The following is a 14,688-nucleotide window of genomic DNA, read 5'->3' on the forward strand; positions in this document are numbered from 1 at the left end:
GCATGCAGCAGTTGATTGAATCGGTAGGCGCGCTTTCTCCCGAGAAACGCAAGGCGCTGGCGATTCTACTGGGCAAACAGGGCATTAACCTTTATGGCATCGCGCCGATTTTTCGGCGCACCGAAGGTGAACCGCTGCTTTTGTCTTATGCCCAGGAGCGGCAGTGGTTTCTCTGGCAGATGGAGCCGGACAGCGCGGCGTACCACATTCCCACGGCGTTGCGCTTGCACGGTGCCCTGGACATGGCGGTACTGCAGCGCAGTTTCGATACGCTGATCGAGCGTCACGAAAGTCTGCGCACCGGGTTTGCCCGAGGTGATCAGGACAAGGCCATTCAGCTGATCAAGGCGCCGTTTGCCTTGCAGATCGAGGTTCGCGAGCTGGAGGGCGAAGTCGATGAGCCGCGTTTGCGCGCGGCCATCGAGGCCGAAATTGCCCGCCCGTTCGATCTCGAACAGGACACCTTGCTGCGCGTCTGCCTGCTGCGGCTGGCACCGGACGATCACGTTCTGGTGATGGTGCAACATCACATCATTTCCGATGGCTGGTCGATGCAAGTGATGGTCGGCGAACTGATCGAGCTCTATGCCGGGTTCAGTCAGGGCGCACCGGCCACGCTGGCACCGTTGCCGATCCAGTACGCCGATTTCGCCCAGTGGCAACGCAGCTGGATGGACGCCGGTGAGCGCGAACGGCAATTGAGCTATTGGGTCGAGCATCTGGGTTCGGATCCGGGCGTGCTGGAACTGCCGGCCGATCACCCACGCCCGCTGGTGCAAAGCTATCGCGGTGCACGTCTGGATATGCAGCTGGACGCCGCGTTGAGCAAAGGCCTGCAAGATCTTGCGCGTCGTGAAGGCGTGACGATGTTCATGCTGTTGCTGGCAGCGTTCCAGACCTTGCTGCATCGCTACAGCGGTCAGGACGACATTCGCATCGGCGTGCCGATTGCCAACCGCAACCGTGCGGAAACCGAAGGGCTGATCGGCTTTTTCGTCAACACCCAGGTCTTGCGTGCCACCCTCGACAGCAGCATGACGTTCAGCGCCTTGCTGGCCCAGGCCAGGCAATCGGCGCTGGGCGCCCAGGCGCATCAGGATCTGCCGTTCGAGCAATTGGTCGAAGCCCTGGCGCCGGAGCGCAGCCTGAGCCGCAGCCCGTTGTTCCAGGTGATGTTCAACCACCAGAGTGGCGCGCGGCAGGCCAGGCAGGCCATGCAACTGCCGGGGCTTGCCGTTGAAAGTGTGAACTGGGACAGCCTCACGGCGCAGTTCGACCTGACCCTGGAAACCCATGAATCGCCGGAAGGCGTGTGGGCCTCGCTGATCTATGCCACGGACCTGTTTGAAGCGGCGTCCATCGAGCGTATGGGCAGGCATTTGCAGACGTTGCTCAAGGCTATCGTCAGCGATGCGCAACAACGTGTCGGCGAGTTGCCATTGCTCGATGCCCGTGAGCGGCAGGTATTGCTGCACGACTGGAACCCCGTGGACGCACCGTTTGCCAGCGATCTGTGCATTCATCAGTTGATCGCTCGTCAGGCGATTCGGACCCCGGATGCGCGGGCGGTGACCTTTGCCGAGCGGCATCTGACCTATGCTCAGCTTGAAGCACGGGCCAACCCGTTGGCGCATGCCTTGATCGAGCGAGGCGTCGGCCCGGAGGTGCGCGTCGGTGTGGCGATGCAGCGCTCGGAGCATCTGCTGGTCGCGCTGCTGGCCGTGCTCAAGGCCGGGGGCGTGTACGTGCCGCTCGACCCGGATTACCCGGCCGATCGCGTCGCCTACATGCTCGAAGACAGCCGTGCGCTGTGCCTGCTGACCGAACGGGAGGTCGCCGCCAGTCTGGCGATTGCGGCGGACACCGACGTGCTGCTGATGGACAACGCCGCCGATGATTTCGCCGCGTACCCGGCGCATGCACCGCAAACGCGGGTGTCGGCCGACAACCTTGCGTATGTGATTTACACCTCCGGTTCGACCGGCAAACCGAAAGGCGTGGCGATTGCCCATCGCAACGTACTGGCGCTGATCGACTGGTCGCAATCGGTGTACAGCCGCGATGATATTCAAGGCGTGCTGGCCTCGACGTCGGTGTGTTTCGACCTGTCGGTGTGGGAGCTGTTTGTCACACTGGCCAACGGCGGTTCGTTGATCATCGCCCGTAATGCCCTGGAGTTGCCGCAGTTGCCGGCCCGCGATCAGGTGCGTCTGATCAACACCGTACCGTCGGCGATTGCCGCCCTGCAACGCAGCGGCGAGATCCCGCCGAGCGTGCGCATCATCAATCTGGCCGGCGAGCCGCTCAAGCAGTCGCTGGTCGACACCTTGTATGCGCAACCGACGGTCGAACACGTTTTCGACCTGTACGGCCCGTCGGAAGACACCACCTATTCGACCTGGACACGGCGCACGGCCGGTGGCCAGCCAAGCATCGGCCGGCCGCTGAAACACACCGCCAGCTATGTCCTTGATGGCGAGCTGCAACCGGTGCCGCAAGGCGTCGCCGCCGAACTTTATCTGGCCGGTGCCGGCATCACCCGCGGTTATCTGGCACGGCCGGCGTTGACCGCAGAAAAGTATCTGCCGAACCCGTTCGGCGCTCCGGGCGAGCGTTTCTACCGCACCGGTGACCTGACGCGTTATCAGGCTGACGGCAACCTGCAATACGTCGGGCGTATCGACCATCAGGTCAAGGTGCGTGGTTTTCGCATCGAGCTGGGCGAGATCGAAGCGCGTCTGCTGCAACAAGACACGGTGCGCGAACTGGCGGTGCTGGCGCAGGAAGGCGCGAGCGGTCAGCAATTGGTCGCCTACATCGTGCCGAGCGCTGCGCTGGGTAACGCCGAAGAACGAGCGCGGCTGCGTGAAGTGCTCAAGGCCGGCCTGCGCGAGCACCTGCCGGAATACATGGTGCCGGCGCACCTGCTGTTCCTTGAACAACTGCCGCTGACGCCCAACGGCAAGCTCGATCGCAAGGCTTTGCCCAAACCTGACGCAGCGCTCGAGCAGTACACCTATCTGGCGCCGGGCAACGACAACGAACGGCAGTTGTGCGAGATCTGGCAAGCCGTGCTCGGGCTGGAGCAGGTAGGCGTCACGGATAACTTCTTTACCCTTGGCGGCGACTCGATCATCTCCATCCAGGTGGTCAGCCGTGCACGTCAGGCCGGCCTGCGCATCACCCCCAAGGATCTGTTCCAGTACCAGACTGTGCAAGGTCTGGCCCGGGTCGCTCAGCGGGGTGAAGCGGCGTTCAGCATCGAGCAGGGCGCTGTCACCGGCAGCACGCCGTTGCTGCCGTTCCAGCAACGATTCTTCGAACTGGCGATTCCCGAGCGGCAGCGCTGGAACCAGTCGTTGCTGCTGAAACCTTCCCAGGCCATTGACGCCAGTGTCCTCGAGCAGGCCTTGCAGGCGCTGGTTGCGCATCACGATGCCTTGCGCCTGAGCTTCAGCGAAGGCGCTGAAGGCTGGACGGCCATGCACCGCGCGCCGGATAACCGGCCGTTGCTGCAACAGGCGAGCGTGCAGCACACCGACGAAATCGAAGCGGTGTGCGACGCCGCGCAAGGCAGCCTCGATCTGCAAGACGGCCCGTTGTTGCGCGCCGTGCTGTTGAATGTGGCTGACGGCAGCCAGCGCTTGTTGCTGGCGATCCACCACCTGGTGGTCGACGGTGTGTCCTGGCGCGTGTTGCTGGAAGATTTGCAGAATGCCTGCGAGCAGGCGCAAAGCGGCCAGGGGATCAAGCTCGCGGCCAAGACCAGCCCGTTCAAGGACTGGGCGCAACGTCTGCAAACATTCGCCACCGGCGAGCTGCACAACGAACTGACGTGGTGGGCCGGACAGTTGGGCGAGGCGCCCGCCGATCTTCCCTGCGACAACCCCGCGGCGAGCCTGCAAAACCGTCACGCGGTGAGCGTGGAAACCCGCCTGAATGCGGATCAGACCCGCCAACTGTTGCAGCAGGCGCCCGCCGCCTATCGCACGCAGATCAACGATGTGCTGCTGACAGCACTGGCGCGGGTGATCAGCCGCTGGACCGGTCAGGCCTCGACCCTGATCCAACTCGAAGGTCATGGCCGTGAAGAACTGTTCGACGACATCGACCTGAGCCGCACCGTTGGCTGGTTCACCAGCCTGTTCCCGGTGCGTCTGACCCCGGCCGTGGGCCTGGCCGACTCGCTCAAGTCAGTCAAGGAACAGCTGCGTGGCGTACCGAACAAGGGCCTGGGTTTTGGTGCCCTGCGTTACCTGGGCGATGAACACGCGCGGCAGACGCTCGCCGCGCAGCCGGTCCCGCGCATTACCTTCAACTACCTGGGCCAGTTCGACAGCCAGTTCGACGAGGCCGCGCTGTTTGTGCCTGCCAGTGAAAGCACCGGCCGCGAACAGAGTTCGCTGGCACCGCTGGCGAACTGGCTGGACATCAACGGCAAGGTCTATGGTGGTGAGCTCAACCTCAGCTGGTCGTTCAGCCACGAAATGTTCAATCAGGCGACGATCCAGCGTCTGGCTGACGACTATGCGCAAGAACTCAATGCGCTGATCGCCCATTGCTGTGAAGCGCACAACCGCGGTGTGACGCCGTCGGACTTCCCGCTGGCTGAGCTGACTCAGGCGCAGCTCGATGCGCTGATCACGGATCCGCAAGCGGTGGACAACGTTTATCCGCTGTCGCCGATGCAGCAGGGCATGCTCTTCCACACCCTGTACGAACAAGGTTCGGGGGATTACATCAACCAGATGCGGGTGTCGGTGGAAGGGCTTGATGTCGAGCGTTTCCGTCAGGCCTGGCAAGCGGCGCTGGAGTCCCATGACATTCTGCGCACGCGGTTTGTCTGGGGAGGGGAGCAGGCCCAGCCGCTTCAGATCGTCGAACGCTCGGCGACGCTGCCGTTTACCGTTCACGACTGGCGCGGCCAGCCGGGCGAAGCGCTGGATGCGCTGGCCGAGGCCGAGCGCAACCGTCCGTTCGATCTAAACGAGGTGCCGTTGTTGCGCCTGGTGGTGGTGCGTACCGCGCAAGACCGTCACGAACTGCTCTACACCAGTCACCACATTTTGCTGGACGGCTGGAGCAACTCGCAGTTGCTCGGTGAAGTGCTGCAGCGCTATGCCGGGCAAGTGCCTGCAGCGCCCATTGGCCGCTACAGCGATTACATCGCCTGGCTGCAGCGTCAGGACAGTCGCCTCAGCGAGCAATTCTGGCTTGAGCGTCTGGCTCAATTCGATGAGCCAACCCGTCTGGCCCAGGGTTTGGCGGATCGTTCGGCGAACGCCGATGGCGGTACCGGACACTATCAGCAGTGGATCGACGCCACTGGCACGTTGCGCTTGAGTGAGTTTGCCCGTCAGCAAAAAGTCACCCTTAACACCCTGGTGCAGGCGGCGTGGCTGTTGCTGTTGCAACGTTACACCGGGCAACCGACCGTGGCCTTCGGCGCCACTGTGTCGGGACGTCCGGCCAACCTGCCGGGGGTCGAGCAGCAGGTCGGCCTGTTCATCAACACCTTGCCGGTGATTGCCCGTCCGGAACCGCAACTGACGGTCAGCCAGTGGCTGCAAACCGTGCAGGAACTCAACATCGCCCTGCGTGATTTCGAACACACGCCACTGGCAGATATCCAGCGCTGGTCGGGGCAGGGCAGCGACGGCCTGTTCGATAACCTGTTGGTGTTCGAGAACTACCCGATCTCCGAAGCGCTGGAGCAAGGCTCGTCGCTGGGCCTGAAGTTCGGCGCGGTCGACACCCGTGAACAAACCAATTTCCCGCTGACGGTCGGGGTCAACCTCGGCGAAACCCTCTCGGTGCATTACAGCTTTGCCGCCGCCCGTTTCAGCCCGGACTCCATTGTGCGTTTGCACGCGCAACTGGCCTCGCTGCTGGAGCAGTTCGTACAGTCGGCGAATGCGCGTCTCGGCGCGTTGACCCTGCTCAGCGGTGAAGAGCAGCGTCGATTGCAGGAAAACAATCGTGCGCAACCGTGCACGGATCCGTTGCTGGTGCATCAGCGCATCGCGGTGATTGCGGCGCAGCAGGCGCAACAGGAAGCCGTGCGTTGTGGCGATCAGGCGTTGACCTTCGCCGAGCTTGAAAGCCACGCCAATCGCCTCGCGCATGTGCTGATCAATGAAGGCGTCGGGCCGGAAGTGCGCGTCGGCGTAGCCCTGCCGCGCAGCCCATCGATGCTGGTGGCCTTGCTCGCGGTGCTCAAGGCCGGCGGCGCCTATGTGCCGCTGGATGCCAGTTATCCGCGCGAGCGCCTGGCCTATCTGATCGAAGACTCGGGCATCGCGCTGTTGCTCAGCGATTCGCAACTGCGTCCTCGGTTGCCACTGAGCGCCGGAGTGCGTGCCCTGGATCTGGACACGTTGTCGACTGCCGAATGGCCAGACGTTGCGCCGCAGGTCGAGGTACACGCGCAAAACCTGGCTTACGTGATTTACACCTCGGGTTCCACCGGCCAGCCCAAGGGTGTGTGCGTGGAGCACGGACCGCTGGCGATGCATTGCCAGGCCATCGGCCAGCGCTATGAAATGACCCCGGACGATTGCGAGCTGCACTTCATGTCGTTCGCGTTCGACGGCGCTCATGAACGCTGGTTGACCCCGCTGACCCATGGCTCGCGGCTGTTGCTGCGCGATGACAGTCTGTGGAGCCCGGAGCAGACCTACACCGCCATGCAACAACACGGCGTGACGGTGGCGGCGTTCCCGCCGGTGTACTTGCAGCAATTGGCCGGGCACGCCGAACAGGTCGGCCAGCCGCCCGCTGTGCGGATCTACTGTTTCGGCGGCGATGCCGTGCCCAACGACAGTTTCGAGCGGGCGCGTGCGGCGCTGGCGCCGCAGTACATCATCAACGGTTACGGGCCGACCGAAACCGTGGTCACCCCATTGATCTGGAAGGCCGGGCGGCATGACGCATGCGGCGCAGCCTATGCACCGATCGGCACGCGGATCGGCGACCGCAGCACCTGTGTGCTCAGCGCTGACCTCAATGCGTTGCCCCAGGGCGTGATGGGCGAGCTGTATCTGGGCGGCACCGGGCTGGCCCGGGGTTATCTGGATCGTCCGGCGCTGACCGCTGAGCGCTTTGTACCCGATCCATTCGGGGCGCCGGGCAGTCGTCTGTACCGCAGCGGTGACCTGGTGCGTGAGCGCGCCGATGGCGTGTTCGACTATCAGGGCCGCGTCGATAACCAGGTGAAAATCCGTGGTTTCCGCATCGAACTGGGCGAAATCGAAGCGCGTCTGCTGGAACTGAGCAGCGTGCGCGAAGCCGTGGTGCTGGCGCATGCCGGGCCAAGCGGCAAGCAACTGGTGGCCTATCTGGTCCCGACACAATCGGTGGCAGACGCACATCTGGCTGAATGGCGCGACAGCGTGCGCAACGCTCTCAAGGAGAGTCTGCCAACGCACATGGTGCCGGCGCACTTGATGGTGCTGGCGCACCTGCCGCTGACCCCGAACGGCAAACTGGACCGCAAGGCGCTGCCTGCACCGGACGCCAGTCTGCTGCAGAACAGCTACGTGGCGCCGCGCAATGAAATGGAGCAACGTATCGCCACGATCTGGGCCGATGCGCTGCGCCTTGAGCAGGTCAGCGCCACGGACAATTTCTTCGAGCTGGGCGGCGATTCGATCATCTCGATTCAAGTAGTCGGCCGTGCGCGGCAGGCCGGTATCCAGTTCACGCCCAAGGATCTGTTCCAGCACCAGACCGTGCAGGCACTGGCGGCGGTAGCACAGTCGGGCGGCACGGTGTTGAGCATCGACCAGGGGCCGGTCAGCGGTGCGACGCCGTTGTTGCCGTCCCAGCAATGGTTCTTCGCCAGCGAGATCCCCGAGCGGCATCACTGGAACCAGTCGTTGCTGCTCAAACCGGCGATGACGCTGCACGCCGAGACCGTTGCGCAGGTGCTCCAGGCACTGGTTGCGCATCACGATGCCTTGCGCCTGTCGTTCATTGAAACGACTGACGGCTGTACAGCCACTCACCGCCCGATCGAGCCTGTGCAAGCACTGCTCTGGCAGCGCACGCTGACGGAATCGGCTGCAATCGAAGTGCTCTGTCAGCAGGCCCAGGGCAGTCTCGATCTGCACGACGGTCCGCTGCTGCGCGGCGTGCTGTTCGATCTGCCGGATCAGACTCAGCGCTTGTTGCTGGTGGTGCATCACCTGGTGGTCGACGGTGTTTCCTGGCGGATCCTGCTGGAAGATCTGCAAACCGCATTCAGCCAGATCCAGGCCGGACGCGAGGTCGCGTTGCCGGCCAAGACCAGCGCCTTCAAAGCCTGGGCCGAGCGCCTGCAGGCGCACACCGTCAGTCTCGATGACCAACAGGCCTTCTGGCGTGGGCATTTGCAGGGGGCGACCGCCACGTTACCCTGCGAGCGCCCGGACGGCAGCCTGGAAAACCGCTACGCGCAAAGTGTGCAGACGCGCCTTGCCCCTGAACTGACCAGACAACTGTTGCAACAGGCCCCGGCGGCTTATCGCACGCAGGTCAACGACTTGCTGCTGACCGCACTGGCCCGGGTCATCAGTCGCTGGAACGGACAGGCCTCAGCCCTTATTCAACTGGAAGGACATGGTCGTGAAGACCTGTTCGACGACATCGATCTAAGCCGCACCGTTGGCTGGTTCACCAGCGTGTTCCCGGTGCACCTGACCCCGGCCAGCGGTTTCGCTGATTCGATCAAGCAGATCAAGGAGCAGCTGCGTGCGATTCCCGACAAGGGCATCGGTTTTGGCGCCTTGCGTTATCTGGGCGATGCCTCGGCGCGTGAGGCTCTGGCAGAACTGCCCACGCCGAAAATCACCTTCAATTACCTCGGCCAGTTCGATAGCCAGTTCGACGAAGCCGCGCTGTTCCTGCCGGCCGGCGAAAGTGCCGGCAGTGACCTCAGCGATCGCGCCCCACTGGGTAACTGGCTGTCGGTCAATGGTCAGGTGTATGGCGGTGAACTGAGCCTGTCGTGGAGCTTCAGCGAGCAGATGTTCGACACCGCGACCGTGCAGGCAGTGGCCGATGAATACGGGCGTGAACTGACCGCGCTGATCGAACACTGCGTGACCCCGGGCAACCACGGCCTGACGCCGTCGGACTTCCCGCTGGCAGCGCTGGACCAGACGCGTCTGGACGGTTTGCCGGTGCCGGTCGCGGACATCGAAGACATCTATCCGTTGTCGCCGATGCAGCAGGGCATGTTGTTCCATACCTTGTCCGATGACGGCGACGATCTCTACGTCAACCAGCTCAACCTGACGGTGGAAGGCCTCGATATCGAGCGCTTCCGTGCCGCGTGGGAATGCGTGGTGGAGCGCCACGAAATTCTGCGCACGTCGTTCCATTGGCAAGACAGCCAGGCGTCACCGGTGCAGGTCGTCCACCGTCAGGGCATTGTTGACCTGCAAGCACTGGACACGCCGATGGATGAGGCGCAACTCGCCGAGTTTGCCCGTCAGCAGCGGGTTCAGGGCTTTGCGCTGGACCGCATGCCGTTGCAACGCACGCGCCTGATTCGGCTGGATGCCGACAAGTACCAGTTGATCTGGACCAGCCATCACATCCTGATGGACGGCTGGAGCAGTTCGCAGTTGTTCGGCGAGGTACTGCAGCACTACGCCACCGGCCAGGTCGAAGGCGAAAGCGGTCGGTATCGCGACTTTATCGCGTGGTTGCAGCAACAGGATTCGGCGCAGCTCGAGCAATTCTGGCGCGGCCACTTGCAGACGCTGGTCGAACCCACCGCGTTGAGCCAGGCGATGCACCCGCGTCACGAATCCGCCGAGCACGGCCACCAGGCGTTGTACACCCGTTGGGATGCGCAGCAGACCGCCTTGTTGCAGCAGCATTGCCGGGCTCAGGGCATCACCGCCAACACGTTGATTCAAGGCGCATGGTTGCTGCTGTTGCAGCGCTACACCGGTCAGCACAGCGTGGCGTTTGGTGCCACCGTGGCCGGGCGCCCGGAGGGATTGCCGAATGCCGGCAGCATGCTGGGGCTGTTCATCAACACCTTGCCGGTGATCCAGACCCTCGATCCGGCGCAACCGCTGAATGCCTGGCTGAGCAATCTGCAGGCCTATAACCTCGATCTGCGTGAACATGCTCACGCACCACTGGCGGACATTCAGCGCTGGTCGGGGCAGGGCGGGCAAGCCTTGTTCGACAGCATCATCGTGTTCGAGAACTACCCGATCGACCAGCGTCTGGAACAGGCACCGGGCGGCCTGCGTTTCGGCACCTCGGCCAGCCATGACGTGACCAACTTCCCGATGGACCTGGCCGTGCATCTTGGCGAAGAGTTCTCCATCGAGTACCTGTTCCTGCGTGATCGGTTCAGTGTCGAAGCGGTCGAGCGGATCCGCCAGACCATGGAAGTGCTGCTGCACAGCATGATGCAGCAGCCGACGGAGCGACTGGGCAACCTGCAGCGTCTGGCCGCGCCACAATGGCAGGCCTTGCAGCAGTGGGGCGCAGAACCGGCGGCGGTACACAACCGTGAGCTGTTGCCGGCGATGATTGCTGCGCAACGACCTGAGGCCATTGCCGCCGAATGTGGTGACGAGCAGTTGAGCTATGCGCAACTCGAGCACCGGTCCAACCAGCTGGCGCATCATTTGATCGCGGCGGGTGCCGGTCCGGAAGTCCTGATCGGTGTCGCTCTGGAACGTTCGCTCGACATGCTGGTGGCCTTGCTCGCCGTGTTCAAAAGCGGCGCTGCCTACGTGCCGCTGGACATCGACTATCCAGCCGATCGCCTGGCCTTCATGATTGAAGACTCCGGCATGCGTCAGATGATCAGCCGTGGCGCCGCCAGCCAGCGTTTGCCGCTGCCGGCGAATTTGCCATTGCTTGATCTGGATCTTTTCGATGGCAGTCAGTACCCGAACACGGCGCCGCGGGTGCAGACCTGTGATGACAGCCTCGCCTATCTGATCTACACCTCGGGTTCCACCGGTTTGCCCAAAGGTGTGGCGGTAACCCACGGACCGCTGAGCATGCATTGCCAGGCAATCCGCGAGTTGTACGAAATGGACGCCAGCACGCGCGAATTGCACTTCATGTCGTTCGCTTTCGACGGCGCCCATGAACGCTGGCTGACCACCCTGGCCTTTGGCGGCACGCTGGTGCTGCGCGATCATGAACTGTGGACACCGGAGCAGACCAGTCACGCCTTGCTCAACCTTTCGATCGATATCGCCTGCTTCCCGCCGGCCTACCTCAAACAGGTGGCCGAGTACGTCGAGGCCAGCGGCATGGCCGTGCCGAAGGTGCGCATTTATTGCCTGGGGGGTGACGCGGTGCCGGAGCAGACCCTGGCGCAGGTGCGCCGCGTGTTGCAGCCGCAGTTCATCACCAACGGTTACGGCCCGACCGAAACCGTGGTCACGCCGATGCTCTGGAAAGCGCCGAATGATGAGGCCTGTGCGGCTGCCTATGCGCCGATCGGGCGAGTGGTCGGTCAACGCTCGCTGTGGGTTCTGGACGACGATCTCAATCCGCTGCCACAAGACTTGTCCGGCCAGTTGTATATCGGAGGCTACGGGGTTGCCCGTGGTTACCATGGCCGTGCGGCGATCACCGCCGAGCGCTTCGTGCCGGATCCATTCGGCGCGCCGGGCAGTCGTCTGTACCGCAGCGGTGACCTGGTGCGCCTGCGCCATGACGGCATCCTCGATTACGTCGGCCGCGCCGACCATCAAGTGAAGATTCGTGGTTTCCGCATCGAGCTGGGTGAAATCGAAGCCTGCCTGCGCGCTCAGGAAGGTGTCACCGACGCTGTGGTCATCGCCCGTGACGGCGTCTCCGGCAAGCAGTTGATCGGCTATGTGGTCAGCAGCGACGACAACGTCGGGGATCGTCTGAAGACCCTGTTGCGCGCACAGTTGCCCGAATACATGGTGCCGCTGCAGATCATGGCTCTGGCGCGCCTGCCGATTTCGCCGAATGGCAAACTGGATCGCAAGGCGCTGCCGCAGCCCGAGTTTTGCGCCGATCAATATCAGGCGCCGCGCAACGCGCAGGAAACCTGGCTGGCCGATATCTGGGCCGACGTGCTGCAAGTGGAGCAGGTTGGCATCAGCGACAACTTCTTCGAGTTGGGCGGTGATTCGATTCTCAGCCTGCAGGTGATTTCCCGGGCGCGGAACCATCCGCAACTGAAACTGGACATCAAGCTGCGTGACCTCATGCGCTTCCAGACCATTGGCAACCTGTTCGACCAGCAAGCAGTCACCCGCTCGAGCCAGGCTGGCGACAGTAGCCACGTAGCACAGGCGGGGGCGTTTGGATTGTTGCCGATCCAGGAGTGGTTCTTCGCCGAGGGCATGAGCGAACCGCATCATTTCAACCAGGCAATGATGCTGCGTTCGCGCCAGGCGCTGGATGCCCCGGCGCTGGAGCAGACGCTGCGGTTGATGCTGGCCCAGCATGATTCATTGCGGCTGCGTTTCTATCAGGATCAGGGCCGCTGGTTGCAGCACTATCAAACGTTGCAGGACAGCCTGCGCAGCGCCGAGCACAAGCCGTTGCTGTGGCAGCGTGAGATCAGCGACATCGAGCAACTCGACGCACTGGTCAACGAAGCCCAGCGCAGCCTCAACCTGCTCGACGGGCCACTGATGCGCGGTCTGCTGGTGAATCTGCCGGACGGCGAGGTGCGCCTGCTGCTGGTGGTGCATCACCTGGTGATCGATGCGGTGTCGTGGCGGGTGTTCCTGCAAGACTTGCAACTGGCCTACGAGGCGTTCAGTCAGGGTCGCGAGCCGCAACTGGCGCAGCGCACCAGCAGCTATCGCGCCTGGGCCGATGGCCTGGCGGCGCAGGTGCCGGCACTGGTCGAGCAAGAGCTGGATTACTGGCTCGGACAGCTGGATCAGCCGGGCCAGGATCTGCCGTGTGACAACCCGCGCGGCAAGAACCTGGTGCGTTTTCGCGAAGAAACGTTCATGGGCCTCGACGCCACCCGCACCGGGCAACTGCTCAAACAGGCGCCAGCGGTATACGGCACGCAGATCAACGACCTGCTGCTGACCGCGCTCGGTCGTGTGCTGTGTCGCTGGAGCGAGGCCGAGTCGGTGCTGGTGCAACTGGAAGGGCACGGTCGTGAGGATCTGGTCGACGGGCTGGACCTGAGCCGCACCCTCGGCTGGTTCACCACCATGTTCCCGGTGCGGCTGGCGCCGTTGGCGGAGCAGGATTTCGGCGCATCGATCCTGGCGGTACGCGAGCAGTTGGCGGCGGTGCCGCAGAAAGGCGTCGGCTACGGCGCGCTGCGTTACATGGCCGATGCGTCGGTGCAACAGCGTCTGGCGGCGTTGCCACAGGCGCGGCTGACCTTCAACTACCTGGGGCAGTTCGACCAGACCTTTGACGAGCAGGCGATGCTGATGCCGGCGGACGAGCACATCGGCGACGTCTATAGCCTGGATGCCAACCTCGGCAACTGGCTGGAAATCGTCGGTCAGGTGTTCGACGGCAAACTGTCGATGCGTTGCATGTACAGCACCCGTCGCTTCCGCCCTGGCACCATCGAGACCTTGATGCAGCAGTATCAGGCCGAGCTGGAAGCGTTGGTCGACCATTGCCTGCAACAGTCGGCGCGTTGAGCCGGTCTTTAACTTTTTGAGAGGGCCGGTGCGCATTGTGTGCATCGGCCCGGGATGTGGTGCATGTCATTGAATTCGGAAGTAGCGGCGTTTCTTGATCTGGTCGAAGACAGTCAGAACGGCGCGTTTCACCAAGGGACACCTGAGCAGGCCCGTGAGGCGTTCGAGCGGTCCTCACAACAGATGCGCTGGGACGTGCCGGATGTCGAAGTGAGTGAGGTGCGACATCTTGCCCGCGACGGCGCTGAGCTGACCCTGCGGCTGTACCGTCCGTTGCACAGGGGTGTTGTCCTGCCGGTGCTGCTGTTTTTGCACGGCGGTGGTTTTGTGGTCGGCAGCCTCGATTCCCACGACGGTATTTGCCGTGAATTCTGCGCGCGCACGCCGTGTGCAGTGCTGTCGGTCGGCTACCGCCGCGCGCCGGAACACAAATTCCCGGTGGCGTTGCACGATTGTGCCGATGCACTGGATTGGCTGCGCGAACAGGCCGGCGAATTCGATCTCGACCTGTCGCGCCTGGTGTTTGGCGGCGACAGCGTCGGCGCCACGCTGGCGACCGTGCTGGCGCTTGAGGCGCGCGCGCCCGGCGCGCTGAAACCGTGCCTGCAATTGCTGTGCTACCCGGTAACCGACGCCTCGCAGCGCCGTGAATCGATGGACCTGCTCGGCGAAGGTTATCTGCTGGAAAGCGATACCCTGGAATGGTTCTACCAACACTACGCCCGCCGCCTCGAGGATCGCCGCGACTGGCGTTTCTCGCCACTGCTGAGCACCGACCTTGCCGGCGCCGCACCGGCCTACGTCGCCCTGGCAGGCTTCGACCCGCTGGTGGACGAAGGCCGCGCCTACGCCGAACGTCTGGCCAGCGCCGGAGGATTGCTTGAATGCCGAGAGTTCAGTGGCCACGTGCATGACTTCCTGCGCATGCGCATGGTCACGCAAGAGGTGGAGGCGATCTATCAGGAACTGGTGAGCGTGCTGCGCACCGTGATGTATTCGGAAACGGTCTGATCCGACTTGGCCTGATGTGCGCGTCCACACACCAGGCCATCAACACCCGACT

Annotated in this window: 2 protein-coding genes; both read left to right on the plus strand. The window is 63.3% G+C overall.

Translation table 11 applies throughout. The features are described 5' to 3' along the window. The first annotated feature begins 2 nt into the window (after positions 1-2). The gene (locus tag ACKUG4_RS10155; RefSeq protein WP_445433923.1) at positions 3-13,625 is read left to right on the plus strand and encodes a non-ribosomal peptide synthase/polyketide synthase; all 13,623 of its coding nucleotides are present in this window, start codon (positions 3-5) and stop codon (positions 13,623-13,625) included. 63 nt (positions 13,626-13,688) lie between these two features. After that, complete coding sequence (locus tag ACKUG4_RS10160; protein WP_445433924.1) at positions 13,689-14,636, plus strand: alpha/beta hydrolase; 948 nt, start codon at positions 13,689-13,691, stop codon at positions 14,634-14,636. Positions 14,637-14,688: the final 52 nt, after the last annotated feature.

Origin of the sequence: Candidatus Pseudomonas auctus (assembly GCF_048654275.1) — a bacterium.
Lineage (GTDB): Bacteria > Pseudomonadota > Gammaproteobacteria > Pseudomonadales > Pseudomonadaceae > Aquipseudomonas > Aquipseudomonas pharyngis.

Bases quoted from the DNA above. Each gene is read 5' to 3' on its own strand.
- ACKUG4_RS10155 (WP_445433923.1), top strand. From the start codon at position 3: ATGCAGCAGTTGATTGAATCGGTAGGCGCGCTTTCTCCCGAGAAACGC.
- ACKUG4_RS10160 (WP_445433924.1), top strand. From the start codon at position 13,689: ATGTCATTGAATTCGGAAGTAGCGGCGTTTCTTGATCTGGTCGAAGAC.